Below are 25,566 nucleotides of genomic sequence, written 5' to 3'. Positions count from 1 at the left end.
ATGGTGACCCGTACGGGATTCGAACCCGTGTTACCGCCGTGAAAGGGCGGTGTCTTAACCGCTTGACCAACGGGCCGTTTGTTACAACTTCTTAACAACGAATCTAAATATACCATAACCAATTTTATAAAAACAATGTTTTTTTAAAAAAACTTTTTTATTTTTTAATTACTCAGCTTCACCGCTCTTTCAAGGAAACGAAAGTTCTTCAAACTAATTGCCAGAAATTTGAGTATTTCAATCCATTTGTCACTGCAATCCGATATACTTAAACATGATATTTGTTTAGAACTGGAGGGATCTGCATGGCCATTCTTTTCCGACTTTGGAAACAGCTATCCGAAATGGACTTTCGGGTGATATCCATTTTGTCTGCTCTTATTATCTTATTCGGCACTGTTTCTGTACATATTATTGAACCGGAAACATTTCCAACAATGTTTGACAGCTTTTGGTGGACCATGACGACGGTTACGACGGTCGGATATGGCGATTTTTTTCCTGTTACCATTCCCGGCCGTTTAGTCGGAATCATTCTTTTCATTTTTGGCATCGGTTTGATCGGGGTGCTCATCGGAAAGATCGTCGAAGCAGCAAGCACCTATCAACGCTTGAAAAAGGAGGGACGCCTTGTGTATAAGAAATCGGGGCATTTTATTTACATCGGCTGGTCGAAAAAAACAGAACAGGCAATAAAGGAAATTTTTAATCACGACCCTAAGGCTTCGATCGTCCTGATTGATGATTTACCTGAAACACCGATTGCGCACGATCACATTCATTTTATCAGCGGAGATCCAACAGACGAAAAAACACTCGTTAAAAGCAATGTCTTAGAAGCCAGACGAGTGGCTATTTTTTCCGATCCGAAAATCGATGAAACGGTTTTGCGTGATGGGAAAAGTCTGCTGATTGCTTCTGCAGTAGAAGCTTTATCTCTTCAGCATAACCAGGATATTCAAACCGTTGTGGAAGTCAGTGAAGAAAGACACATCTCAAAATTTAATCACATTCGGGTGGACGATTTTATTTTATCTGATGACTCGGTGTCTCTTCTGATGGCAAAAGCCACGCTGCAGCCAGGTACCACGACCATTTTCCGACAGCTGTTAAGCAAAAAATTCGGCAACAATATCCATGTCCTAAAATCCAAATCCAGCTGGAAAACGTACCGGGATGCTTCTCAACGTTTGCTCGATGATGGGGCCGTGTTAATTGCGGTGAATGAAGACATGGATTTTCGGCAGGCCATTCAGAAAAAACTGAAGGAAGACGATACATTATATGTGATCTGCCACGATTCAACATTTGAAAAACTAAAAGCGATTTACAAGACGGAGTAGTGAACTTCGTCTTTTTTTTATAAAAGAAAGGAAAAAGTGGTCAGTCCATTCTTCTATCTTGCCTGTTTTCCTATATACTAATAGATACCACTTTAAGGAGGAATGTCCATTGGCAAAGAGTCCATTATTTCAAAAGCCTCCCGCTCCTTCTCCCCGGCGAAATCAGCATAAAACACTTTCCTATCAATCTATTTTTAAACGATCTACTTTTATTATTCTTGGTGCTCTCTTGATGGCGATCGGCCTGGAATTGTTTCTTGTCCCAAACCAGGTGCTCGATGGGGGCATTGTCGGAATTTCCATCATTCTTTCCTACTTAACCGGATGGAAACTGGGCGTGTTTATTTTTGTTTTAAATATTCCTTTTTTCTTTATTGGTTACAAACAGATCGGAAAAACATTTGCCCTTTCCACCTTACTCGGGATCAGCGTATTGTCACTAGGCACATTTTTTCTGCATTCCGTTCCTGTTTTTACCGATGATCTTCTGCTCGCCACCGTCTTTGGCGGAATCATTCTTGGAATGGGTGTCGGAGTTGTCATTCGATACGGAGGCTCTCTGGATGGGACGGAGATTCTGGCTATTCTTTTTAATAAAAACAGTCCGTTTTCCGTTGGAGAAATAATTATGTTTTTTAACTTCTTTATTTTCATCGTGGCAGGCTTTGTTTTTGAATGGGACCGTGCGATGTACTCAGCTATGACCTACTTTATTGCTTTTAAAACCATTGATATTGTCATTCAGGGGATCGATGAATCAAAATCCGCATGGATTATCAGTGATTATTATGAAGAAATCGGTCAGGCGATTATTGACCGTCTCGGGCGTGGTGTCACCTATCTGAATGGAGAAGGCGCCTATACGGGCGATGGAAAGAAAGTGATTTTTTGCGTGATCACCCGATTAGAAGAAGCAAAACTGAAAGGGATTGTAGAAGACATTGACCCAGCTGCTTTTCTTGCAGTCGGCAGTATTGCAGAGGTTCGAGGCGGACGATTCAAAAAGAGGGCGATTCATTAATTTATTCCCTATTATGTTAATTTATTTAAATAAATTCTATTTAAATAAATTAACATAATAACCCTTATATTTTTTGTAGCTTATTTAAATCCTTACGAAGTATACTATGAAGTAGATACATATGATAAAAAACAGAGGAGACAGTATAGATGAGTAAGCTCAACAATGTGGCAGACTATTTTGCCAATCATGCAACAGTGCTTGCTGAAGAATTAGTAGAGTTTAGCTTAAGACAAGTAACGGTCAATATTCCAGAAGTATTGATTATGAAAGCAAGAACCATGCAGCAATCCTTTTTTATTTTTTTCGCAGAAGCGATCTTAGAAGAAAATGAAAAAATCATGCTGGAAAAATTCAAAACGTGGAATAAAGAGTTCAGTGAAAATCAGCAAATCATCTATGACCAACTGTCCAGCCTGGTAAAACCCTTTGCTGAAAACCGCTTATATTTCAGTAAGAAAGTAACAGCAATCTGCTTCATGCATGACCTATCTACAGAAGAAACACTTGAAGTCGTAAACCGCCTCCATTACCTTCTTGATACACGATTAGCTCAGTCCATTTTAGAATACGAACGGTATAAAAATGAAATCAACCATCAAAATAGAAAAGAAATTATTGAACTGGCCGCTCCCGTTGTCCCGCTCCAGCATGACATTGCCATTTTGCCGTTAGTCGGCTCCATTGACCAGGACCGGGCCGAGCAAATTATGACAAAAGCCGTGCCTAAAATCAGTTCGTTGAACATCGATTGTTTGATCATCGACTTTTCAGGGATTCATAAAATCGACACAGAGGTGGCTGCGCATATCTTTACGATTACGAGTGTCCTTGATTTGCTCGGTATTCAAGTCAATATAACAGGATTAAGACCTGAATTGGCCCAGAGTATTGTCTTGAGCGGTATTTCATTTTCTGGCTTAAAAACCTATTCTACCGTGAAACAGGCAATGGACACCTGGACAAATGCGGTGAGAATATAAAAAAGATCAGTGCCTTCATACAGGCACTGATCTTTTGTCTTATTGCAGGCGCCAGACGCTTTTAATCACGTTGGTTTGCGTGCGGTCAGGTCCCACTGAAAAGATGGACAGCGGAATCCCTGTTAATTGGGAAACACGCTCTAAATAGTGGCGTGCATTATCAGGAAGCTCATCCAATGAGCGGACACCTGTGATGTCTTCTTCCCAGCCCGGCAGTTCTTCATAAATTGGCTCACATTTCGCCAATGTGCGAAGGTTGGCAGGGTACTCTGTAATAATATCATCGCCTAAACGGTAAGCGGTACAAATTTTCAATGTTGGAATACCCGTTAATACATCAATGGAATTAATGGATAGATCCGTTAATCCACTTACACGGCGTGCATGGCGCACCACGACACTGTCAAACCAGCCAACGCGGCGCGGGCGTCCGGTCGTTGTACCGTATTCGCGGCCCACCTCACGAATTTTGTTGCCGATTTCATCGTTCAGTTCTGTTGGAAATGGTCCATCCCCTACACGTGTAGTATAGGCTTTCGACACGCCCACAACATGGCTGATCTTGGTAGGGCCTACTCCAGAACCGATCGTTACTCCCCCTGCCACAGGATTGGATGAGGTCACATATGGATATGTACCCTGATCGATATCAAGCATGACTCCCTGCGCCCCTTCAAAAAGGACACGGCGAGCTTCGTCTAATGCGTCATTTAACACAACAGACGTATCGCAGACGTATTTAGCTACTTGCTGGCCATATTCATAATACTCTTCAAAAATGTCTTCAAGCTTGAAACCCTCAACTTCATAAAAACGTTCAAGCATACGATTTTTTTCTTCAAGATTGTGCGTTAATTTTTCTTCAAATGCTTCACGGTCTAAAAGATCCGCCATGCGAATTCCCATGCGCGCTGCTTTATCCATGTAAGCCGGGCCGATTCCTTTTTTCGTCGTGCCGATTTTGTTGGCGCCTTTACGCTCTTCTTCCACTTCATCCTGCTTTAAGTGGTAAGGCAAAATCACATGTGCACGATTGCTAATGCGAAGGTTATCCGTTGATACTCCGCGATCATGTAAATACTTTAACTCCGTCACAAGTGCTTTAGGATCAACGACCATTCCGTTGCCGATCACAGAAATCTTATCCTTATAAAAAATACCTGATGGGATTAAATGAAGCTTGTATGTTTCCCCGCCAAATTTAATCGTATGTCCTGCATTGTTACCGCCCTGGTAACGCGCAATTACTTCTGCATGCTCTGAGAGAAAGTCCGTAATCTTTCCTTTCCCTTCATCTCCCCATTGTGTACCTACTACGACGACTGAAGACATGAAATGCACCTCCGATAGGCTGCTTGCACCCTTTTTTTCAAACAAGATCAGTGTACCAATCTCTCATCGTCACGTCAATAAAAAGACGAACAATAATGAAGAAATGGTTCTATATATTCGTGTAATCTACTTTTAGGTGATGCTTTAAACCGTTAAAGGGGCCTGGCCCCTTTACGCTGGTAAACCGGAATCATCCAGCCTTCGTTCAAGGTTGACGAATTTGTTGTATTCTTTAATAAAAGCAAGAGAAACCGTGCCAACTGGGCCGTTACGCTGCTTGGCTATGATGATTTCAATGGTGTTTTGATTTTCACTTTCTTTGTCATAGTAATCGTCCCGGTAAAGGAAGGCAACGATATCCGCATCCTGCTCAATACTTCCTGATTCACGAAGATCGGACATCATGGGGCGTTTGTCCTGACGTGTTTCTACTCCACGGGAAAGCTGGGAGAGTGCGATTACCGGCACTTCGAGTTCCCTGGCCAATCCTTTTAAGGAACGGGAGATTTCAGAAACCTCCTGCTGACGATTTTCTCCCGGTTTGCCGTTTCCGTGAATTAACTGCATATAGTCAATTAAAATCATGCCCAGCCCGTGCTCTTGTTTTAAACGGCGGCATTTTGCACGAATATCCTGTACGCGCACACCTGGCGTATCATCAATGTAAATCCCTGCATTCGACAGAGATCCCATTGCCATGGTGAGCTTGCGCCAGTCTTCATCCGTAAGCGCACCTGTCCGCAGGTTTTGTGCGTTAATATTTCCTTCTGCACAAAGCATACGCATAACAAGCTGCTCAGCGCCCATCTCAAGACTGAAAATGGCTACGTTTTCTCCCGTTTTAGTGGCTACGTTTTGCGCAATATTCAGCGCGAAGGCAGTTTTACCAACAGATGGACGCGCTGCTACGATAATCAAATCATTGCGCTGAAACCCGGCTGTCATGCGGTCAAGCTCGTTAAAGCCTGTAGCAATTCCGGTTACATCCCCTTTTTGGCTGTTAAGGATCTCGATATTGTCATAGGTTCTGACCAGTACATCCTTCATGGAATGAAACGCGCTCGTATTTTTCCGGTTCGCAACCTCCATGATGCTGCGTTCAGCTTCACCAAGAAGATTTTCCACTTCATCTTCTCTTGCGTACCCGTCCTGGGCGATGGTGGTCGCTGTACGGATCAGGCGTCTCAGGAGCGATTTTTCTTCCACTATACGGGCGTAGTATTCAAGATTCGCTGCTGTCGGCACAGAGGCTGCTACATCGCTTAAATAGGAAACTCCTCCTACATCTTCAAGCTCCTTTGCAGCAGAAAGCTCCTCTGTTACGGTGATTAAATCGATGGCTTTTCCCTTATCACTTAAACTCATCATCACTTCAAAGATTTTTTGATGAGAGCTTCTGTAAAAATCCTCGGGCATTAAAATTTCTGCAGCAGAAATCAGCACCTGAGGCTCAAGAAAAATGGCTCCAATGACTGCTTGCTCTGCTTCTATATTTTGAGGCGGAATGCGATCCGCATATTGTTCATTCATCTTTTTCTGTCCCCTCCCTCTGTTTTTAAAAGGGTTTTGATCAAAAAAAATGTGATCAGACCTGATCACATTTTTTCTTAGTATAGCATGAATTCGACCTTTTTCGTGAGGTCTCCTTATTTTTCCTCTGCAACATGTACTTTAAGTGTTGCCGTCACATCGTTATGCACTTTAACCGGGACATTGGTAAAGCCAAGTGCGCGAATGGCATCATTCATTTCGATTTTACGTTTATCAATCTTGATTTGATGACTCTTTTTAAGCTCTTCCGCTATTTGTTTTGAGGTGATCGAACCGAATAAACGACCGCCTTCACCGGATTTTGCAGTTAGTTCAACTGTCAGCTTTTCAAGTGTTTCTTTCAATTCTTCAGCCTGCTGAAGCTCTTCTTCCTGAGCCTTTTCCTGTTTCTTTTTCTGAGCATCCAGCTGGTTCACATTGCCTGCATTTGCTTCAACGGCAAGCTTATTTTTAAGCAGATAGTTATGTGCGTAGCCATCCGCCACGTTTTTCACTTCGCCTTTTTTTCCTTTTCCTTTTACATCCTTCAAGAAAATAACTTTCATTCTTCAGAACTCCCTTCAATATGTTCGTTAATGGCCGTTTTTAATCGCTCAACGGCTTCATCAATGGTGATGTCATACAGCTGTGTTGCTGCGTTGGTTAAATGTCCGCCGCCTTCAAGCCTCTCCATGATCAGTTGTACGTTCACGGTACCGAGTGATCTGGCGGAGATTCCCACCACATTTTCTTCTCTCATCGCCACGACAAATGATGCTGCTACATCCTCCATGGACAGCAGTGTATCCGCTGCCTGAGCAATGATGACAGAGTCGTGGACCCGGTCTTCTTCTCCTGTGGCAATGGCCATGCCATGCTTAAAGAATTCGACGGTTTCCACTAATTTTGCCCGCTCTACATAAGTAGTCACATCTTCTCTCAAAAATTGCTGCACAAGTACCGTATCTGCTCCAAGCGTTCTCAGGTATGAGGCTGCATCAAATGTTCTTGAACCTGTCCGGAGCGTAAAGCTTTTTGTATCAACGATAATTCCGGCAAGCAATGCCGTTGCCTCAAGCATGGTGATTTTTTCGTGCTTCGGCTGATAATCAAGAAGCTCCGTAACAAGCTCGGCGGTGGAGGAAGCGTATGGCTCCATATAAACCAGCAGAGGATTTTGTATAAACTCTTCTCCGCGTCTATGATGGTCAATGACGACCACTTTCTCCACTTTATTCAGCAGCCGTTCTTCAATGACGAGACTTGGCTTATGTGTGTCAACAATGACAAGAAGCGTATCTTCTGTTGCCATTTCAAGAGCTTCTTCCGGAGTAATCATATGAGAAAAGAGATCAGGTTTTCCTTTGATCTCATCCATTAACCGTTTCACCCCGCTGTCGATTTGTGAAAAATCCACAGCTACATAGCCCTCACGATCATTCATTTGGGCTATTTTCCGAATGCCGATCGACGCGCCGATTGCATCCATGTCGGGTCGTTTATGGCCCATCACAATGACCTGGTCGCTGCCGAGGATCAGTTCACGAAGCGCGTGGGAAATTACGCGTGCCCTCACCCGGGTGCGCTTTTCCATCGGGTTTGTTTTCCCTCCGAAGAATTTAACCTTGCCATTTTGCTGTTTAATGGCCACCTGGTCGCCTCCCCTTCCAAGGGCAAGGTCAAGGCTTGATTGCGCCTGAAGTCCAAGCTCAGGCAAGCTCTCGGCGCCAGAGCCTATCCCAATGCTCAGGGTTAACGGAACATTTTGTTTGGACGTCATTTCACGGATGGAATCTAAAATCGTAAATTTTTCCTGCTCTAGCTCACGCAAAATGTTTTCATTCATCACCGCAATAAAACGGTCAGAGGATATTCTTTTCACGTAGATATGATGTTCGTTAGCCCAGGCATTCAGCAGAGTAGTAACGGAGTTGTTGATATTGCTGCGGGCCGAATCGTCCATCCCCTGTGTCAGCTCATCGTAGTTGTCCAGGAAAATAACAGCCAATACGGTACGGTCTGCTTCAAACTGCTCTTCGACCTGGGATTGCTCGGTGACGTCAAAAAAGTAAAGCAGCTTCTCATCCTGCTTATGAACGACACGAAAAATACGCCCGCTCCAGGAGACGGTTTCTTCCGTATTCCCTTCCCTTTTTATGACAGGAAGCAAAACATCTGCCACATCATACAACGAACGGCCAATCATCGGTCCATCCTCAATAAAGGAAGAGAGATAGGGATTTGCCCACTCCACATAAAAATCATCGTTAAATAAAAGAATTCCTACAGGCATTTCCATCAGCGCTTCTTCTCCTACCCGCTTAATGCGGTAGGACAAGGTTGAAATATATTGCTCGGTGTCTTCAAAAAAGCGTTTCTCATAGGAAAATGAGAACCATAGCAGAGGGGCAATCACAAGAAGCCCGACAAATGTAATCCACCAGTTGAAAAAAGCGAATGCCACTACTAAAAGTACTAATGAAACCGAAAGCCCGATTAACAATCTTCGCATTACCCTATGTTGAAAATATGTTGGCATGCTTTCAGCTCCCAAAAACGGATAATTCCGCTTAAATGATTTTGTTAAGCTGTACCGGAGATGTACGCTTGATTTTCCTAATTATTGATATAATTATAGGCATAATTCCGCAATATGCAAACTTTTTGCCGTTATTTCCCGTTTGATCTCAGTCGTTCACGCAGGTCAAAACCTAAATCAATTATACCTACTATCCGGGTAAATGGATTCAGCATGATGCCAATGACCGTAAACAGAATCAGCCTTCCTCTTCCCCATCCTTTTAAATGACCCCAGAAGTGAATAAAGGAAAGTCCCTGCACAACCATGATCAGCTCAAGTCCTGCCTGCAGATTGAGCAGAGCAAACGCAAATGTGGTACCTTCATCAGGCATACTGATCAACGCGATTATTAAAACGATTAAGTAATACCATATCACACTTTTGGGAAAAGATAGTTCATGAAAAGGGTTAAAACGCGGGACCTTGACAGAAAATCTTTTTGCAAGCGGAAAGTTAATGAGCAGAATCAGCCATGTCCATACTGCAACAGTGGCGACAAGCCAGGTTGGCATCAGCAGTTCAAGCGTTCCTATATAGCTCGTCCACTGCTCTGACAAGTCTGACACATCGACGCCCGCTGCCTCGCTTTGAGAAATAAATCCCTGGAAGGACTCATTCAAAGCATAAAGCAAATCATCAATTAAATTGATTCCCAGAAAAAGAATGGAACCTACGTAAAACAAAAGTATATAAAACACAAAAATCAGGGTGGATGAAACTAAAATGAGTAATTTGCTTTTATTTTCTTTAATCATCCATCCCATCAGCACCCCTGCTGTACTGAATGCAAACGCAAATGGAATCGCAGCAACCGAACTGACAATTGCGGATGCACCGATTCCTGCAGCGACCATCAGCAGAGAAGACTTTAATGAATACTTGGAACTGTAAATAATATATGGAAAAACCAATACTAAATGGATAATTAATCCTAAAGGAGGCAAATAAACCGTCACTGAAACGAGCAATGCGAAAATCGCTGTCAGCACAGCCCCTTCTGTTATCCTTCTGGCGAGTGAATCATTCATTGGGTCACCTCAGTCTTTTTCCCTGTACACGTTCATTAAAACCGTATCAAGCTAATTCTACCTGTCATCCTCCGCCCATTCAACTATTTAAAAGGATGTCTACACAGTTGTCATATTTTGAGGTGAGTCAAGACGAAAAAGACCCTTTTAACAATAGCTGTTAAAAGAGCCTCTTTCTTTATTCGACTTGGAAGCGATTGACCGCATCCTTCAGTTCCTCACTAAGTTCACTTAGACGTTCAGCGGAGGCTGTAACGGTTTGAATCGCTCTTGTCTGCTCATCTGTTGAGGCTGCAACCTGCTGACAGGAAGCTGCTGTTTCCTCGGCCATAGCGGCCATTTCCTGTATCACACGGCTCACGGCATCTTTACTGTGTGCAACCTCCTTGATTTCTTCATAGATCGTTAAAATGGAGGCTTCCATGCTGCTCATTACATGGGACATCTGGTTAAACATTTCATGTGTTTGTTCAACCACTTCCGATTGATGGGCGAATGTTTCTTTTGTACGTCCCATTTCAGATACAGCGTGAGTTGAGCTCTCCTGTATCGCCACAATTGTCTGTTTTACTTCATTTGTCGCAGAAGCGGATTGCTCGGCAAGCTTTCTTACTTCCTCGGCCACGACCGCAAATCCTTTTCCATGCTCTCCGGCTCTTGCAGCCTCAATGGATGCATTCAGCGCCAAAAGATTCGTTTGAGAAGAAATATCTGTAATGGTGGCCATGATTTTTTCAATCGACTGTACTTTTACCTCAAGCCCTTGTATAACCGTTTCCATTGATTGAATAAAGGCTGAAGACGTCCCATGATATTCCTGCAGTTTTTTCATCTGGCTGATGCCTTTTTGATTCATTTCTCCTGCCTCTTGAGCTGTCCCGGACATGTGTCCAGCCTGTACTGAAATCGTATTGATTTGGCTGCCAAGCCCGACTGTCTGCTTATTTGCTTCATCTGCTTCCACAGCAGATTGACCTGCTCCTTCTGCAATATCGGAGACGGCTCCCGCAACCTGTTCTCCTGATGCATTGGTTTCTTCTGCAACAGCACTCAGCCCTTCTGCAGAATTTCTTACGTCTTCCACTGAGCCTTTGACTACTTTTATAATGCCGCTCATTGAATCCACCATGGTATTAAATTCATTCGCCAGCTCACCAAGCTCATCTCTTGTGCTTACTTGAGCACGCCCGGTCAAATCTCCTTTTGCCACTCGGCTGACGGTTTCCCGTAATTGCAGGATCGGTTTTGTAAATCGACCCGCAATAAACCACATGACAAAACCGGAAAGGACCAGTGTGATCAGTCCAAGCAAGGCAAGCATAAGGATCACAGCTTGTGACTCTTTTAGGATGGTTTCCTGTTCGAAAGCAACTCCAATCAGCCAACCCGTATCCTCTGCTCTGGTGTACACTAACATTTTCTCTGACCCATTTAACTCATATACGATAGAACCGCTGCTCTCCTGGGCACTGTAAATTTCCTGGATAAATTCAAAATCCATCAGACTTTCTCCCTCAAGAGAAGGGTGAATAAGCGCAATTCCTTCGGATGATAAAACAAATGGATATCCTTCATAACTAATTTGAGACTGTTCTATTTTCTCTGACAGGCTTGCCAATGTTATATCAACGCCTACAACCCCAAGTACTTCCTCATTAGAAACTATTGCCGTTGAAGCTGTAATGATGTACGCTCCAGTTGCCTCATCCAAATAAGGTTCACTCCATTGAACCTCCTGTTGATTCTCCATCGCATTGATATACCACTCGCGCGTTCTGGCGTCAAAATCCGCAGGCAAGTCTGCATCAGGCTCGATCGTCAGTCTCCCGTCATTTCCAGCGGCATAAATTTGACCGGACTCATCGTACAGGTCTAAATAGTCCTGCATTAGAGAAATCAACTCCGTCTCCCCTTCCTGTTCACCACGGGCAAATTGCGAGGCCGTTTCTGTAGCAGCAACCTGACCTATGCTTCTGCCATATTGACCTAAAAAGGTATTCGTGGAATTGTTCAGCTCCTTTGCAATTCCCCCGGCTTGTTCCAGTACATCCTTCTGTGTTCTTTCATGAAGCTGCCATCCGGTCACTCCCAGAAGAAAAACAAAGGAGATGAACAAAACAAATGTGGTCACGACCAGCAGTTTTGTTTTTATAGATTTTACGATTCGATTCATGTGGATCCCCCGATCTGTGTTGTAATCGTATATACAAGTTGATCGGTTATGTTTGAATTTTTTAACTTTATTAGTAAAAAAATCGTTAATTACGGCTATTTTGTTTTAATTTACGACACAAATATACTACACAGCGAAAAAACCGCCAGATCCATGGGGATCTGACGGTTTTCATTTACTACTTATTCACCTGTTACGAATGGTAGTAATGCCATTGTACGTGAACGTTTTACTGCGATTGTCAGCATACGCTGATATTTCGCTCTTGTTCCAGTTACACGACGTGGTAAAATTTTTCCACGCTCAGAAATAAACTTTCTAAGAAGATCTACGTCTTTGTAGTCGATGCTTGTGATGTTGTTAGAAGTAAAGTAACACACCTTTTTACGACGACGTCCGCCTCTGCGTCCTCCTGCCATGAGATTCCCCTCCTTCTTTTTAAGGTTTTATACGATTACATCCTAGAATGGCAAATCATCATCTGAAATGTCGATCGGCTGACCATCATTTGAAAATGGATCCTTGTCCACCCGGGTGTAATTTTGGTTGTTCTGATTATTATCACGAGGTTGATTCTGACCGAAGTTATTATTATTTTGGTTTCCCTGGTTACCGCGGTAACCCTGGTCTCCTCCATAATTTCCACCAGACTGTCCGCCAGATGCATTTTTCGGTTCAAGGAACTGTACGCTTTCTGCAACGATTTCCGTTACATATACACGCTTTCCTTCTTGGTTATCATAGCTTCGTGTCTGCACACGACCGTCGACACCGGCAAGGCTGCCCTTTTTTAAAAAGTTCGCAACGTTTTCCGCTGGACGACGCCAAACAACACAATTGATAAAATCCGCTTCACGATCTCCCTGCTGGTTCGAAAATGGACGATTCACAGCGAGTGTAAAGGTTGCAACTGCCACACCGCTTGGCGTGTAGCGCAAATCTGGATCCTTCGTTAATCGACCCACTAGCACGACTCGATTCATCATCAGAATCAACTCCTTTTTCCCCGATCAGGCAAAAGCCCTCTCATTGGGTAGCTTTTATCGTTACGATTAGTTATCTTCGTCTAGACGAACTGTCATGTGGCGAACGATATCTTCACTGATTTTAGCCAATCGGTCAAATTCATTGATTGCTTCAGAAGCAGAATTCAATGTGACGATATGGTAAATTCCTTCACGATATTCGTTGATTTCGTAAGCTAAACGACGCTTACCCCACTCTTTTGATTCGATGATTTCCGCTCCGTTAGAAGTCAGGATATTCGCAAAACGCTCATTTACAGCTTTCTTTTGCTCATCGTCCACGTTTGGGCGGATAATGTACGTAATTTCGTACTTTCTCATCGGTTTCACCTCCTTATGGTCTGTGCGGCTTCCCAATGCTGGGATGCAAGGAATAATAATTATATTACTCACAATGTAGAAGTATATCATATTGTGAGAGGAAAGACAATGCATTTTCCAATTTTCCTTTTTCTTTTCGACACACGTGATTATTTAAATTTCTTTAATAGAAAGTGAACAAGCAAAAGTCCCGCAAAAACATATCCATACAGGAAGAATGAACCTTCAATTTTAAAGGTTTCGGGTACGATATAGATAATGGCGATGGGAATCAGCCAGATTAGGGCTGTTGTAGTGGCCCAGATGACATTTTCAATGCGTGATTTTTTAGTAGAAAAAAGACTCTTTTTCAGGAGGGTAAGTGCGGTTCCGGGCAAGATGAGCATCACCATGACAACTGCAGCAATATGTGAAACTGCGATTGAAGGCTGAAGCTCGGGCCATAGAAGCTGGGCTGCACCCAGCAAACCGAAAAGCCACATTCCGCTAAATGAAAGAACAGATCCATAGAGGACTGCTTTTTCTTTGAAAGAAGCCTTGGGCAGCGCATCCACAAGTTTTTTGCAATACTCCTGCGGATGAATGCCAAACACATCCACAGCTCTTTTCCCTCTGGCCTGCGCATCAATTAAATGCTCAAGCAGTTCAAGCAGGAGTTCTTCTCCCGCCCGCTGATCCACATTGCTGCCTCTGACATATAGCATAATGTCCTTGTAAAACGCTTCATTTTGAGCGGTCAGTTCTTTTCTCCGTTTATTATTTAGCTCGACGAATGCGGTGGTGGTCATCGTCTCCTCTGCCTCCTTTCTTTAACACAATTTGGCTGACGGATTCGGATAGGACGGTCCATTCCTGTTTAAAGTGCTTCAGTGCCTGTTTTCCTTTGTCAGTTAAAGAATAATATTTTCTATTCGGGCCGTTTGCTGATTTTACAAAGGTCCCTTCGATCAGGTCTTCTTTTTGTAATCGGAGCAGCACCGGGTAGATGGAACCCTCACTCACGGCTTGAAGCCCCTGATCTGTTAGTCGCAGGTATAATTCATATCCGTATGTAGGTCTTTCTTCAATTACAGCAAGGATGCACCCTTCAAGCACCCCTTTAAGCATCTGGCTTTTATTCAGTTTGAACATCTCCTGTCAGTATATTGTTATGCAAGTTACCTGAGCAAATTAAGTAGCTTGCTTTGCAAGTTACAGTGAGTTTATCAAATGCTGGCTTTATTGTCCACTGCATTATGGTTTTCTTTTCCATAAAAAAAGCCAGTGCTCAACTAAATGAGCCCCTGGCAATTTCGCGTTTTATACGTTAAAGCGGAAGTGGATGACATCTCCGTCTTTTACGATGTATTCTTTTCCTTCCAAACGGACTTTTCCAGCTTCTTTTGCTGCTGTCATAGACCCTGTTTGAATCAGATCTTCATAAGAAACCGTTTCGGCACGGATAAATCCACGCTCAAAATCAGTGTGAATCACGCCTGCACATTGAGGTGCTTTCATGCCGTGGCGGAATGTCCATGCGCGCACTTCCTGAACGCCTGCTGTAAAGTATGTTGCAAGGCCGAGAAGATTGTACGTAGCCCGGATTAATTGATCCAGACCGGATTCTTCAATGCCAAGCTCCTGAAGAAACATGGCTTTTTCGTCATCATCAAGCTCTGCAATTTCTTCTTCGATTTTAGCACACACCACAATCACTTCTGCATTGTCCTTGGCCGCAAATTCGCGAACCTTTTGTACATATTCGTTGCCTGAAGGATCTGCGATTTCATCTTCTCCGACGTTTGATACATAAAGCATCGGTTTGCTTGTTAAAAGATGAAGATGGCGGGCAATCCGCTGCTGATCTTCGGTAAACTCAACGGTGCGGGCAGGTTTGTTTTCTTCTAAGGCTTCCTTTACGAGTTCCAGTACGGTTAACTCTGCAAGGGAATCTTTATCTTTTTGCTTTGCCATTTTTCCAACGCGCGCAATTCTTTTATCAACGGCTTCAAGATCCGCCAGAATTAATTCAAGGTTGATAACATCTATGTCATCGATTGGATCGACTTTTCCTGATACATGTGTGATATTATCATCTGCAAAACAGCGGACAACCTGAACAATGGCATCCACTTCCCGAATATGAGATAAAAACTTGTTGCCAAGCCCTTCTCCTTTACTCGCTCCTTTTACAATTCCTGCAATGTCCGTAAACTCAAAGGCTGTTGGAACGGTTTTTTTCGGGTCCACCAGTTCAGTTAATTTTGTTAAACGGGAATCCGGTACTTCCACAATTCCCACATTAGGGTCAATGGTGCAAAACGGATAATTGGCAGACTCTGCCCCCGCTTTTGTAATGGCATTAAATAAGGTTGATTTACCAACGTTCGGCAGCCCAACGATTCCGGCTGTAAGAGCCATATATCTTCACTCCTCAATTTCATCTTCTATTTTAACGTCCAAAGACATTTAGATTACTAGTTAAACCTCACACAATTATAGAGTTTGGATGGATAAAAAACAAGTACGTCCCCCTTTACTCACAGTTTCTGAGGCATAGTTAAACCCCTTCACATCAGAAGGGGCTGAAATTTACTCTTCATGCTTAACGAGTACTTTTTTTATTTTTCTTGAAAATTCTTTACGAGGGATCATCACACTGTGGGAGCAGCCTTCACATTTTATGCGGATGTCCATCCCCATGCGAATAATTTTCCATCTGTTCGTACCGCATGGATGCTGTTTTTTCATTTCCACCACATCATTCAGGCCGTAATCTTTTTCCTCCAACTCATGTTCCTCCTATTCCCCTTGTACTTGATTTTTAGATACTGCCTTTTGCGCTGCCTCCTCCCGCGAATACATAACCATGCGGGGGAATGGGATTTCGATTCCGATTTTGTCCAGATGATTTTTGATATCTTTACGCAAGGCTCTTGCAACAAAGAAATGCTGCATAGGCTTTGTTTCGGCAATCACTCTCATCACGACCTCAGAAGCTCCCAGCGTTTGAATGCCGAGCAGCTCGGGTTTCAATATTATTTCTTCATACTTTCCTTCCAAAGAATCCAGGAACGTCATCAGTTCTTTTTCCGCCCGTTCAATATCTTCTTCATAGGCAATACTGACATCCACTACAGCAACACTGTTATGAATTGAAAAGTTTACAACTTCATTTACACTGCCGTTCGGAAATATATGCAATTCACCTGTCCAGCTTTTGATTTTCGTAGTCCGAAGACCAATTTCTTCGACAATTCCTTCTGCCTGCCCAATTCTCACATAATCTCCAACAGAAAACTGATCTTCGAAGATAATGAAGAATCCGGTGATAATATCACGCACCAGATTCTGGGCGCCAAAGCCGACTGCTAAACCTAATATCCCTGCTCCGGCGATCAGCCCGGTAACGTCAATATTAATAGCAGACAATACAGCTAAAATGGCCACGAAATACACCACATATGAAACAACATTTTGAAGCAATTTAAGAAGTGTCTTTTCTCTTCTTTCAGACACATGCAAAGGCGCTTTTGAACGCACTTTAAAGATGTTCAAAATCAGCGTTTTTGCCAGTCTTACAGCAATTCCAGCTACTAAAACAATGAAAACAATTTTTATTAGCGTAAATCCAAGAGACACCCAGATTTTTTCATCAGAGACATAGTTTAAAAAATCCTGCCAATACGTATTCAATGAGTTCACGCGTTGCACATCCTCTTTAAAGTACAAAACTTTTATCTATTCTACCAAGTCCCGCATCAAATGAGAAACAATAACACATTTTGTTCTTTAAAAAGAACGAGTTGTATTATATAATGAACGAAAGAGTATTTTATTATCTGTAATTGGCAATACTTGAGACTCATATCCTCTGGTGAAGGAGCTAGTTTAATGACCACTCAACCAAGTTCACTGCCTTTGTTCCCCCCTGCCTATCGAAGTCATATGGATGAACCGTTAACCGCTCATCATCTGTCAAAAGAGCTGGTGCTTCGTTATCCTGTGCAGGGAGACCCCATCGTTTTTGTCTGTATCGGAACGGACCGGTCTACAGGAGATGCATTAGGACCGCTTATTGGTACTCTTCTTGAAAAAAGAAGGCTTCCCGGCTTTCATGTATATGGAACGCTGAAAGAACCTGTTCATGCATTGAATTTAGAAAAAACCATGAACATGATTCACGAAATCCACCCCGGATCTTTTATCGTTGGAATTGACGCTTGTCTTGGGCAGATGAAAAGTGTCGGTTTTATCGAAATAGACAATGGACCCGTCCGCCCTGGAGCAGGCGTTCAAAAAAAACTGCCGGACGTTGGAGACATTCATCTTATAGGCATCGTCAACGTTGGAGGGTTTATGGAGCTGACCATGCTGCAAAATACCCGCTTATATCTTGTGACCGAAATGGCCAATATTATGACCGATGCCATTCATTATTCCAATATTTTATACAGAAAATGAACCCGTTTTACAGGGTCGACTGATATCCGTACTGAATGGTTACGGCGATGGCTACGATTAAGATGCCCGGCAGCAGATTAGCCACCTTTATTTTTGTCAGGCCGATTAAATTTAAGCCAATCGCAAAAATCATGATCCCGCCCGTTGCCGTCATTTCAGAGATAAAGCTCTCCATCAGGATTTCCGGTACAAACCGGTCAATCTGCGTGGCAAATAAAGCAATGGAGCCCTGATACAGAATGACGGGGATCGCTGAAAACAGGACACCGATTCCGAGTGTGGAAGCAAGGATGACGGAAGTAAAGCCGTCTATAATCGATTTGGTATACAGCACCTGATGATCACCGCGTATGCCGCTGTCAAGAGCGCCAATGACGGCCATGGCTCCGATCACAAAAATCAGGGTTGCTGTAACAAAGCCCTGTGAAATACTCGTATCACCCTTTGAGCCAACTCTGGCTTCAATCCAGCGTCCAACTGCGTTTAACTTCTCATCAAGTGCGATCCACTCTCCAGCGATGGCACCGATGACCAGACTGATGATCACAATTAAATAATTATTGCTTTGAAACCCCATTTGAAGTCCCAGCACCACAACAGCCAGTCCAATAGCGGACATGACGGTTGTTTTAATATGCTCTGGAATCCGATGCAGCAATTTCCCCAGGAGCGTGCCAAGGACGATCAGCAGACCATTCACCAATGTTCCTAATAAAACCATCCGTATTCCTCATCTCTATTTCTACTTTACTTTCTATGTAAGAGAACACGACCCGTGAGCACCTGCTTCTCATCGAGTCGTGTTTTTTATACTTCCTGATTTTCATTTAAAAGAGACAGTATTCTTTCAAGATCATCATCTGTCATAAATTCAATTTCAATTTTGCCTTTGTTTTTGCTTTTTTTAATGGCCACACTGGTGCCGAATCGTTCCCGCAGAATGCCTTCATGCTCACGATAAAAAGGGATCTGCTTTTTAGGCTTTTTCTTTGTTTCACGTGGAACATCATTCATTTTTTGAATCAACTGCTCCAGTGCACGGACCGTCATTTTCTCTTTAATGACTTTTTCCGTCAGCTCCTCCAGCTGGTTTTTTTTCTTCAAGCCAAGGAGTGCACGGCCATGTCCCATCGACAGCTCACCTTCTGATATATGGTCCTGTACAGCTTCAGGAAGTGTCAGAAGGCGGACGTGGTTGGCGATATGAGGACGGCTTTTCCCCAGTGTTTTGGCCAGCTGATCCTGCGTGATCGAAAGCTTGTTCATCAATGTTTCATAAGCATTTGCCTCTTCAATCGGTGTTAAATCCTCCCGCTGAAGATTTTCCAGCACGGCAAGCTCCATCATCTGCTGGTCTGTGAGGTCCCGCACCACAGCGGGAATATGATGCAGTCCCGCTTCCTTACAAGCCCTGAATCTCCGTTCGCCTACAACAATTTCAAAGCCCTTAATGCTTTTCCGAACAATGATCGGCTGCAGGATGCCATGCTGCTGAATGGATTTCTTCAGTTCTTCAATGGACTCCTTTTGAAAGATCTTTCTGGGCTGATAAGGATTTGGCCGGATGTCTTTCAGAGACAGCTGCTGTACCTGTTCATCGCCCACTGAAGACATATCTTTAAACAGTGCATGTACGCCTTTTCCTAAACCTTTAGCCATTCTTTATCACTTCCTTTGCAAGATCAAGATACACTTCTGCTCCTCTTGATTTCGGATCATACAAAATGACTGGCAGACCATGGCTGGGCGCTTCACTTAAACGTACATTTCTGGGAATAATGGTGCGGTACACTTTGTCCTGAAAGTATTTTTTCACTTCCTCAATGACCTGAATGCCAAGATTCGTTCTTGCATCGAGCATGGTCAGCAGTACGCCATCAATCAGCAGCTGATGATTTAAATGCTTTTGTACAAGGCGTATCGTACTGAGAAGCTGACTCAATCCTTCTAAGGCGTAATATTCACACTGAACAGGAATGACTAACGCGTCTGAAGCCGTTAACGCATTGATGGTAAGAAGACCAAGTGACGGGGGGCAATCGATAATAATATAATCATAATCCGGCTGAATTTCCCGCAGAGACTTTTGAAGACGAACCTCTCTTGATATCGTGGAAACCAGTTCAATCTCGGCTCCGGCAAGAGAAATCGTCGCAGGAATCGCATGGAGATTTTCAACCGTTGTTTCCTTAATAATCGGCCGAATATCCACATCATCTACTAAAATATCATATATGCATTGATCGACTTCTCCTTTGTCGATTCCCACACCGCTCGTCGCATTTCCCTGAGGGTCTACATCCACTAACAGGACCTTTTTCCCCAAATATGCAAGACAAGCACTTAAATTAACAGAAGTCGTCGTTTTACCAACTCCCCCTTTTTGATTTGTAATCGCAATGATTCTACCCATAAGACTTTCACCTATCCTTATAATGCCGGGAACTCTGGATGCAAAACGTCATGTCTCTCAACCTCTAAAGCAACCTTTTCCTGCCTTCCGGGCAATCTTATCTTTATTTTAACAGACTTTTTAAATTAATTGGTAGTTTTGAAATAAAATGAAATGAACCTCCTCCCATAATAAAGGGGAGTGTAACAAAGTAAAGCACAAAAGGGGCCAGGCCCCTTTTGTGCTTTACTGCATTAAAAAAGCGAAAAAGGATCACAGGATCGTTTTTCGCTTTTAAAACGGTGTCTATTTTTTCTTTTTAGGAAGCTTAATCGTGATTTGATAGTAATCATCAAACTCTTCCTCTTCTGAGTCGAGTTTCATTCCGGAGTCAGAGATCATATTGAGCGACTGACGGATGGTGTTTACCGCGATGCGGACGTCTTTGTTGAAGGCCTTTTTTTTAGGCTTTGGTTTTTTGTCCGGACTTTCGAGCAGCTTTTGCACCCGGGCTTCGGTCTGTTTTACGTTCAGCTGCAGCTCCACGATTTCATCTAAGAGTTTTACTTGCATTTCTTGATCCTTTAGTGGAATCAGCGCACGTGCATGCCGTTCCGTAATCAGCTTCTGAGTGAGTATGTGCTGCACTTGTTCAGGAAGCTTTAATAAACGAAGCTTATTGGCCACCGTTGATTGTCCTTTTCCTAAACGCTGTGCAAGAGCTTCCTGTGTTAGGTGGTGGAGGTCTAAAAGTTTTTGATAGGCCATCGCCTCTTCCACGGGTGAGAGCTCTTCGCGCTGTAAATTTTCAATCAGTGCAACAGAAGCTGTTTCGGTATCGCTCATATTTTTTACAATAGCCGGTACCTTTTCCCACCCAAGCGATTTCATGGCGCGCCATCTGCGTTCCCCGGCGATAATTTCAAACTGGCCGTCTCCGCTTTCCCGAATAACGATTGGCTGGATAATGCCATGTGTATGAATGGTTCTGGCAAGCTCTTCTATTTTTTCATCATCAAAAATCGTTCTCGGCTGAAAACGGTTTGGTTGTATTTGATGGATTTCTATTTGCCTAACTTCTTCTTTTTGTTCCAAGGCTTCGGGAGAAACGGGTTCTTCCTTATCACCAAGGCCAAAGATCCGTGAAAACGGAGTCTTCATCAAGACACACCACCTTTATGAAACTCGCAATCTCTGCTCTTATACCCTGTTACATATGGCATACAGGGGAACCGATCTATTACAGCGGGGACTTATTTGGGGTCCCTGGCTTTCTCGGATACTTTTTGGGAGTTGAAGCTGATTTTTCAACGACAATGATCGAACGCTCACTGGATTCTATAGGAAGCTCAAAAGAATGAACGTCAATGCTTCCTCCGCCCAGTACGCTGATCGCTTTTTTTGCGTCCTTTAATTCATCTGAAGCATTTGCAGCCTTCATGGCCACAAAGGTGCCGTCAGGCTTAGCGAGCGGCAAACAGAGCTCTGACAAGACCGAGAGCCTTGCCACCGCTCTTGCCGTAACAAGATCATACGTTTCCCGGTATGATTTGTTTTGCCCGAACGTCTCCGCACGGTCATGGTGAAACTGTACTTGATCTAATTCAAGCTCGCTCGCCAAATGATTTAAAAATGTGATTCGTTTATTTAAAGAATCGACAATGGATACCTTTAAATGTGGAAAACAGATTTTTAATGGGATACTCGGAAATCCAGCTCCCGCTCCCACATCACAAATGGAAAGGGGCTGGGTTAAATCTACGAAAAAACTCGCTGTTATTGAATCATAGAAATGTTTTAAATAAACTTCTTTACGGTCTGTGATTGCCGTAAGATTCATTTTTTCATTCCACTCAACGAGGATTTCGTAGTAACGGTCAAACTGATGAAGCTGCTTATCGGACAGGATGATGCCTTTTTCCTTCAGCAGCTGCTGAAATTGCTCCTGGTTCATGTGTTTTCTCCTTTAGGTTATTCCCCGGATACTTTTGCAATCCGTCCCTGCTCAATATAAACAAGCAGGATTGAAATATCTGCCGGGTTTACCCCTGAGATTCGAGAGGCCTGTGCAATCGAAAGCGGTCGTACATCGCGAAGTTTTTGTCTTGCTTCGCTCGCAATGCCTGAGATCGCATCGTAATCTATGCCGTCTGGTATCTTTTTGTTTTCCATCTTCTTTAATTTATCGACTTGCTGCAATGATTTTTCAATATAACCTTCATATTTGATTTGAATTTCGACCTGCTCTTCAACATCAAATGGAAGCTCACTGTCAGCAGGAATGATTGCCTTAATATGATTGTACGTGATTTCCGGACGTCTTAAAAGGTCTGATCCTTTAATTCCATCTTTCAATAAGCTGCTCCCGATGGATTCCAGCAGCGTTTGTACATGCTCATTCGGCTTAATAATCACTGATTGCAGACGCTTGATTTCGCCTTGAATCATTTCTTTTTTCGACACAAATTTTTCAAAGCTTTCATCTGACACAAGACCCATTTCACGGCCTACATCCTTCAGCCGCAGATCTGCATTGTCATGACGCAGCAATAATCGATACTCTGCTCTAGATGTAAGCAGTCTGTAAGGTTCATTCGTGCCTTTTGTAACTAGATCGTCAATCAGCACACCGATATAAGCATCTGAACGGCTCAGGATGACTTCCTCTTTGTTAAAGGCCCGTCTTGCAGCGTTGATCCCTGCCATCAGTCCTTGCCCTGCTGCTTCTTCATAGCCTGAAGTACCGTTAATTTGGCCGGCTGTGTATAGATTCTTGATTTTTTTTGTTTCAAGTGTAGGCCAAAGCTGCGTTGGAACAATTGCGTCATACTCAATCGCATAGCCTGAGCGCATCATCTGTGCATTTTCAAGTCCTGGTATGGAAGTAAGGATTTGCTGCTGTACATCTTCCGGGAGGCTTGTAGAGAGCCCCTGCACATAGACTTCTTTTGTATTGCGTCCTTCCGGCTCAAGGAAAATCTGGTGGCGCGGTTTATCATTAAACCGGACCACTTTATCCTCAATAGACGGACAATAACGGGGACCAGTTCCTTTTATCATACCTGAATACATCGGAGAACGGTGTAAATTTTCGTCAATAATTGTGTGTGTTTCCTCATTTGTATACGTTAACCAGCAAGGAAGCTGATCGGTTATATATTCAGTTGTCTCATAGCTGAACGCACGGGGAACATCATCTCCCGGCTGTATTTCAGTCTTAGAATAATCAATCGTCTGACTATTTACCCTCGGCGGGGTACCTGTTTTAAAACGGACAATATCAAAGCCAAGCGACCGTAAATGATCGGCAAGACCAATGGAAGGCTGCTGATTGTTTGGCCCGCTTGAATATTTTAAATCACCGAGAATAACCTCGCCGCGCAGGAAGGTCCCCGCTGTGATAATGGTTGTTTTCGCCCGGTAGGTGGCACCTGTTTTTGAAATAACACCGGTGCACTCCCCATCTTCTATAATTAATTCCTCCACCATCGCTTGTAATAGCGTAATGTTCGGCTCATTTTCAATCGTTTCTTTCATGTCCTGCTGGTAAAGCACTTTGTCAGCTTGTGCACGCAGCGCGCGAACAGCCGGTCCTTTACCTGTATTCAGCATCCGCATCTGAATGTGAGTTTTATCGATGGTGCGTCCCATCTGACCCCCAAGCGCGTCGATTTCTCTCACGACGATTCCTTTTGCCGGCCCTCCTACTGATGGATTGCAGGGCATAAACGCGACCATATCCAAATTAATTGTTAACATTAATGTTTTGGCTCCCATGCGTGCAGCAGCAAGTCCTGCTTCTACTCCAGCATGACCGGCTCCTACGACGATTACATCAAAAGAACCTGCCTCAAATTTTTTCACCATAACGATGAACGCTCCTCCTTTAATTACGTTTTATTTCCCAAGGCAGAATTGTGAAAACAACTGATCAATTAAACTTTCCTGAACGGTATCTCCGATTATTTCTCCAAGCGTTTCCCATGTCCTGCGCAAATCTATCTGGACCATATCGACAGGTGTGCCCATTTCAGCACCCTCAATGGCTTCATTGATCGCAGCAAGCGCCTGATGGAGCAGCGCAATATGCCGGTTGTTTGATACATACGTTCCGTCTCCCGCCTCTAAAGATCCTGCGAAAAATAACGACGCGATTGCTTCTTCCAGCTCGTCTACCCCTTGTTCCTTTAAAAGAGAGGTTGTGACTAAGCGGTGATGAGTGGCTAATTGAGCGGCTTCGTCCATATCCACTTTCTGCGAAAGATCGGTTTTATTGACGATCACGATTACATCCATGCCCTTGACTGCTTCAAACAGTCTGCGGTCTTCTTCTGACAATGCCTCGCCATAATTTAATACCAGCAGAATTAAATCGGCTTCCTTCAGCACTTTTCGCGAACGTTCTACACCAATTCGTTCGACAATATCTTCTGTCTCCCGAATTCCTGCTGTATCGACAAGCTTTAACGGCACCCCGCGGACGTTGACATATTCTTCAATGACATCCCGTGTGGTACCGGGCACATCTGTCACAATGGCTTTATTTTCATGAACTAAACTATTTAATAAGGAAGACTTACCGACATTCGGGCGGCCGATAATAACCGTTGAAAGACCTTCGCGAAGGATTTTCCCTTGCTCGGATGTTTGAAGCAGACGCTCAATCTGTCCTTTCACGTACGTGGACTTTTCCATCATCATGGATAACGTCATTTCTTCTACATCATCATACTCCGGGTAATCAATATTCACTTCGACCTGAGCAAGAATTTCTAAAATTTCCTGACGAAGTGACTGAACGAGCTTCGAAAGCTTTCCTTCCATCTGCCCCATCGCCACTGACATCGCGCGGTCTGTTTTGGCTCGAATCATGTCCATAACGGCTTCTGCCTGAGACAAATCAATTCGTCCATTTAAAAACGCCCGCTTTGTAAATTCACCTGGTTCAGCGATCCTTGCTCCCTGGCGGAGGACTAACTGAAGCACCTGATTGACAGACACCAGCCCACCGTGGCAGTTAATTTCAATCACGTCTTCCCGTGTAAATGTCTTAGGGCCTTTCATAACAGAAACCATCACTTCCTCAAGGGTTGTCTGAGTAGCCGGGTCCACTATGTGCCCATAATGAATAGTATGGGAAGGAACAGCCTGCAGCTGTTTGCCACCCATACCTTTAAATACACGATCTGCAATAGCAAACGCTTCGTCTCCGCTTAAACGGACAATGGCAATCGCTCCTTCGCCCATCGGAGTTGAGATCGCTGCAATTGTGTCAAACTCCATGTCTTTCACCTCAATTCAAGACTGCTGCTTAATTGAATTTACTCATTAAAAGCAGTCAAAATCTTATCCTGTTTACTTTATATATAACAGCGTGTACCTACTTACGCTAAT

General features: G+C 43.5%; 25 protein-coding genes and 1 tRNA gene. 4 read left to right on the top strand and 22 right to left on the bottom strand.

Annotation, left to right across the window (positions count from 1 at the left end; translation table 11 throughout):
* Window position 1: 1 nt before the first annotated feature.
* Window positions 2–76 (bottom strand) — tRNA-Glu (locus P6709_RS19405).
* Between the two features lie 229 nt (window positions 77–305).
* On the opposite strand from P6709_RS19405, the gene P6709_RS19400 reads away from it, so the two are divergent.
* From P6709_RS19400 to P6709_RS19390, 3 genes are all read left to right on the top strand, one after another.
* Window positions 306–1,343 (top strand): potassium channel family protein, encoded by a 1,038-nt coding sequence (locus P6709_RS19400; RefSeq protein ID WP_278242562.1) that lies wholly within the window; start codon window positions 306–308, stop codon window positions 1,341–1,343.
* A gap of 190 nt (window positions 1,344–1,533) precedes the next feature.
* Entirely contained in the window at window positions 1,534–2,364 is an 831-nt protein-coding gene (locus tag P6709_RS19395) for a YitT family protein (RefSeq protein ID WP_278242564.1), read from the top strand.
* 149 nt (window positions 2,365–2,513) lie between these two features.
* The gene (locus P6709_RS19390) at window positions 2,514–3,347 is read left to right on the top strand and encodes an STAS domain-containing protein (RefSeq protein ID WP_278242561.1); all 834 of its coding nucleotides are present in this window, start codon (window positions 2,514–2,516) and stop codon (window positions 3,345–3,347) included.
* 39 nt (window positions 3,348–3,386) lie between these two features.
* Here the strand turns inward: P6709_RS19390 and P6709_RS19385 are convergent, their stop codons facing one another.
* The 14 genes from P6709_RS19385 to P6709_RS19320 form a co-directional block, all read right to left on the bottom strand.
* Complete coding sequence (locus tag P6709_RS19385) at window positions 3,387–4,679, bottom strand: adenylosuccinate synthase (protein WP_278242560.1); 1,293 nt, start codon at window positions 4,677–4,679, stop codon at window positions 3,387–3,389.
* Window positions 4,680–4,850: 171 nt separating this feature from the next.
* On the bottom strand, window positions 4,851–6,209 hold the full coding sequence (dnaB, locus tag P6709_RS19380) for a replicative DNA helicase (RefSeq protein WP_278242559.1): 1,359 nt from the start codon (window positions 6,207–6,209) through the stop codon (window positions 4,851–4,853).
* A gap of 116 nt (window positions 6,210–6,325) precedes the next feature.
* Window positions 6,326–6,775: a 50S ribosomal protein L9 gene (rplI, locus tag P6709_RS19375; protein ID WP_278242558.1), complete on the bottom strand. Its 450-nt coding sequence runs from the start codon at window positions 6,773–6,775 to the stop codon at window positions 6,326–6,328.
* Complete coding sequence (locus P6709_RS19370; protein ID WP_278242557.1) at window positions 6,772–8,748, bottom strand: DHH family phosphoesterase; 1,977 nt, start codon at window positions 8,746–8,748, stop codon at window positions 6,772–6,774. Before P6709_RS19370 ends, rplI begins: the two co-directional genes overlap by 4 nt.
* Before the next feature lie 131 nt (window positions 8,749–8,879).
* Window positions 8,880–9,818 (bottom strand): YybS family protein, encoded by a 939-nt coding sequence (locus tag P6709_RS19365; RefSeq protein ID WP_278242556.1) that lies wholly within the window; start codon window positions 9,816–9,818, stop codon window positions 8,880–8,882.
* Between the two features lie 178 nt (window positions 9,819–9,996).
* Entirely contained in the window at window positions 9,997–11,991 is a 1,995-nt protein-coding gene (locus P6709_RS19360) for a methyl-accepting chemotaxis protein (protein ID WP_278242555.1), read from the bottom strand.
* Window positions 11,992–12,173: 182 nt separating this feature from the next.
* A complete protein-coding gene (gene rpsR, locus P6709_RS19355; RefSeq protein WP_041054323.1) occupies window positions 12,174–12,410 on the bottom strand; it encodes a 30S ribosomal protein S18 in 237 nt (78 codons plus the stop codon).
* A gap of 42 nt (window positions 12,411–12,452) precedes the next feature.
* On the bottom strand, window positions 12,453–12,977 hold the full coding sequence (ssb, locus tag P6709_RS19350; RefSeq protein ID WP_278242554.1) for a single-stranded DNA-binding protein: 525 nt from the start codon (window positions 12,975–12,977) through the stop codon (window positions 12,453–12,455).
* 66 nt (window positions 12,978–13,043) lie between these two features.
* Window positions 13,044–13,337 (bottom strand): 30S ribosomal protein S6, encoded by a 294-nt coding sequence (rpsF, locus tag P6709_RS19345; RefSeq protein ID WP_278242553.1) that lies wholly within the window; start codon window positions 13,335–13,337, stop codon window positions 13,044–13,046.
* A 149-nt stretch (window positions 13,338–13,486) separates the two neighbouring features.
* The gene (locus P6709_RS19340) at window positions 13,487–14,125 is read right to left on the bottom strand and encodes a DUF1129 family protein (protein ID WP_278242552.1); all 639 of its coding nucleotides are present in this window, start codon (window positions 14,123–14,125) and stop codon (window positions 13,487–13,489) included.
* Window positions 14,094–14,468, bottom strand: coding sequence for a PadR family transcriptional regulator (locus P6709_RS19335; RefSeq protein WP_278242551.1), 375 nt, complete (start codon window positions 14,466–14,468; stop codon window positions 14,094–14,096). Before P6709_RS19335 ends, P6709_RS19340 begins: the two co-directional genes overlap by 32 nt.
* A gap of 168 nt (window positions 14,469–14,636) precedes the next feature.
* The gene (gene ychF, locus P6709_RS19330; RefSeq protein ID WP_278242550.1) at window positions 14,637–15,737 is read right to left on the bottom strand and encodes a redox-regulated ATPase YchF; all 1,101 of its coding nucleotides are present in this window, start codon (window positions 15,735–15,737) and stop codon (window positions 14,637–14,639) included.
* 171 nt (window positions 15,738–15,908) lie between these two features.
* On the bottom strand, window positions 15,909–16,106 hold the full coding sequence (locus P6709_RS19325) for a DUF951 domain-containing protein (RefSeq protein ID WP_278242549.1): 198 nt from the start codon (window positions 16,104–16,106) through the stop codon (window positions 15,909–15,911).
* A 12-nt stretch (window positions 16,107–16,118) separates the two neighbouring features.
* A complete protein-coding gene (locus P6709_RS19320) occupies window positions 16,119–17,021 on the bottom strand; it encodes a mechanosensitive ion channel family protein (protein WP_278242548.1) in 903 nt (300 codons plus the stop codon).
* 189 nt (window positions 17,022–17,210) lie between these two features.
* Here P6709_RS19320 and yyaC point away from each other — a divergent pair, with 189 nt between their 5' ends.
* On the top strand, window positions 17,211–17,780 hold the full coding sequence (gene yyaC, locus P6709_RS19315; protein WP_278242547.1) for a spore protease YyaC: 570 nt from the start codon (window positions 17,211–17,213) through the stop codon (window positions 17,778–17,780).
* A 7-nt stretch (window positions 17,781–17,787) separates the two neighbouring features.
* Here yyaC and P6709_RS19310 read toward each other — a convergent pair whose 3' ends face one another.
* The 7 genes from P6709_RS19310 to mnmE form a co-directional block, all read right to left on the bottom strand.
* Complete coding sequence (locus P6709_RS19310; RefSeq protein ID WP_278242546.1) at window positions 17,788–18,501, bottom strand: DUF554 domain-containing protein; 714 nt, start codon at window positions 18,499–18,501, stop codon at window positions 17,788–17,790.
* Window positions 18,502–18,587: 86 nt separating this feature from the next.
* Window positions 18,588–19,439 carry a ParB/RepB/Spo0J family partition protein gene (locus P6709_RS19305; protein WP_278242545.1) on the bottom strand — a complete coding sequence of 284 codons (852 nt, stop codon included), beginning with the start codon at window positions 19,437–19,439 and terminating at the stop codon, window positions 18,588–18,590.
* The gene (locus P6709_RS19300) at window positions 19,432–20,193 is read right to left on the bottom strand and encodes a ParA family protein (RefSeq protein ID WP_278242544.1); all 762 of its coding nucleotides are present in this window, start codon (window positions 20,191–20,193) and stop codon (window positions 19,432–19,434) included. The genes P6709_RS19305 and P6709_RS19300 overlap by 8 nt, the downstream gene beginning before the upstream one ends.
* 285 nt (window positions 20,194–20,478) lie before the next feature.
* Entirely contained in the window at window positions 20,479–21,333 is an 855-nt protein-coding gene (gene noc / locus P6709_RS19295; RefSeq protein ID WP_278242543.1) for a nucleoid occlusion protein, read from the bottom strand.
* 79 nt (window positions 21,334–21,412) lie between these two features.
* The gene (gene rsmG, locus P6709_RS19290) at window positions 21,413–22,126 is read right to left on the bottom strand and encodes a 16S rRNA (guanine(527)-N(7))-methyltransferase RsmG (protein WP_278242542.1); all 714 of its coding nucleotides are present in this window, start codon (window positions 22,124–22,126) and stop codon (window positions 21,413–21,415) included.
* Window positions 22,127–22,143: 17 nt separating this feature from the next.
* Window positions 22,144–24,039 (bottom strand): tRNA uridine-5-carboxymethylaminomethyl(34) synthesis enzyme MnmG, encoded by a 1,896-nt coding sequence (mnmG, locus tag P6709_RS19285; protein WP_278242541.1) that lies wholly within the window; start codon window positions 24,037–24,039, stop codon window positions 22,144–22,146.
* 30 nt (window positions 24,040–24,069) lie between these two features.
* A complete protein-coding gene (gene mnmE / locus P6709_RS19280; protein WP_278242540.1) occupies window positions 24,070–25,455 on the bottom strand; it encodes a tRNA uridine-5-carboxymethylaminomethyl(34) synthesis GTPase MnmE in 1,386 nt (461 codons plus the stop codon).
* Window positions 25,456–25,566 lie beyond the last annotated feature (111 nt).

It is taken from the genome of Jeotgalibacillus sp. ET6 (genome assembly GCF_029667115.1).
GTDB lineage: Bacteria > Bacillota > Bacilli > Bacillales > Jeotgalibacillaceae > Jeotgalibacillus.
The sequence above is the reverse complement of the archived record's forward strand: the minus strand, read 5'-3'. Positions and strand labels throughout refer to the sequence as shown.

What these genes read in the sequence shown, in the direction of transcription:
- P6709_RS19400 (WP_278242562.1), top strand. Translation starts at nt 306, where the DNA reads ATGGCCATTCTTTTCCGACTTTGGAAACAGCTATCCGAAATGGACTTT.
- P6709_RS19390 (WP_278242561.1), top strand. Translation starts at nt 2,514, where the DNA reads ATGAGTAAGCTCAACAATGTGGCAGACTATTTTGCCAATCATGCAACA.
- P6709_RS19385 (WP_278242560.1), bottom strand. Translation starts at nt 4,679, where the DNA reads ATGTCTTCAGTCGTCGTAGTAGGTACACAATGGGGAGATGAAGGGAAA.
- dnaB (WP_278242559.1), bottom strand. Translation starts at nt 6,209, where the DNA reads ATGAATGAACAATATGCGGATCGCATTCCGCCTCAAAATATAGAAGCA.
- rplI (WP_278242558.1), bottom strand. Translation starts at nt 6,775, where the DNA reads ATGAAAGTTATTTTCTTGAAGGATGTAAAAGGAAAAGGAAAAAAAGGC.
- P6709_RS19370 (WP_278242557.1), bottom strand. Translation starts at nt 8,748, where the DNA reads ATGCCAACATATTTTCAACATAGGGTAATGCGAAGATTGTTAATCGGG.
- P6709_RS19365 (WP_278242556.1), bottom strand. Translation starts at nt 9,818, where the DNA reads ATGAATGATTCACTCGCCAGAAGGATAACAGAAGGGGCTGTGCTGACA.
- P6709_RS19360 (WP_278242555.1), bottom strand. Translation starts at nt 11,991, where the DNA reads ATGAATCGAATCGTAAAATCTATAAAAACAAAACTGCTGGTCGTGACC.
- rpsR (WP_041054323.1), bottom strand. Translation starts at nt 12,410, where the DNA reads ATGGCAGGAGGACGCAGAGGCGGACGTCGTCGTAAAAAGGTGTGTTAC.
- ssb (WP_278242554.1), bottom strand. Translation starts at nt 12,977, where the DNA reads ATGATGAATCGAGTCGTGCTAGTGGGTCGATTAACGAAGGATCCAGAT.
- rpsF (WP_278242553.1), bottom strand. Translation starts at nt 13,337, where the DNA reads ATGAGAAAGTACGAAATTACGTACATTATCCGCCCAAACGTGGACGAT.
- P6709_RS19340 (WP_278242552.1), bottom strand. Translation starts at nt 14,125, where the DNA reads ATGACCACCACCGCATTCGTCGAGCTAAATAATAAACGGAGAAAAGAA.
- P6709_RS19335 (WP_278242551.1), bottom strand. Translation starts at nt 14,468, where the DNA reads ATGTTCAAACTGAATAAAAGCCAGATGCTTAAAGGGGTGCTTGAAGGG.
- ychF (WP_278242550.1), bottom strand. Translation starts at nt 15,737, where the DNA reads ATGGCTCTTACAGCCGGAATCGTTGGGCTGCCGAACGTTGGTAAATCA.
- yyaC (WP_278242547.1), top strand. Translation starts at nt 17,211, where the DNA reads ATGACCACTCAACCAAGTTCACTGCCTTTGTTCCCCCCTGCCTATCGA.
- P6709_RS19310 (WP_278242546.1), bottom strand. Translation starts at nt 18,501, where the DNA reads ATGGTTTTATTAGGAACATTGGTGAATGGTCTGCTGATCGTCCTTGGC.
- P6709_RS19305 (WP_278242545.1), bottom strand. Translation starts at nt 19,439, where the DNA reads ATGGCTAAAGGTTTAGGAAAAGGCGTACATGCACTGTTTAAAGATATG.
- P6709_RS19300 (WP_278242544.1), bottom strand. Translation starts at nt 20,193, where the DNA reads ATGGGTAGAATCATTGCGATTACAAATCAAAAAGGGGGAGTTGGTAAA.
- noc (WP_278242543.1), bottom strand. Translation starts at nt 21,333, where the DNA reads ATGAAGACTCCGTTTTCACGGATCTTTGGCCTTGGTGATAAGGAAGAA.
- rsmG (WP_278242542.1), bottom strand. Translation starts at nt 22,126, where the DNA reads ATGAACCAGGAGCAATTTCAGCAGCTGCTGAAGGAAAAAGGCATCATC.
- mnmG (WP_278242541.1), bottom strand. Translation starts at nt 24,039, where the DNA reads ATGGTGAAAAAATTTGAGGCAGGTTCTTTTGATGTAATCGTCGTAGGA.
- mnmE (WP_278242540.1), bottom strand. Translation starts at nt 25,455, where the DNA reads ATGGAGTTTGACACAATTGCAGCGATCTCAACTCCGATGGGCGAAGGA.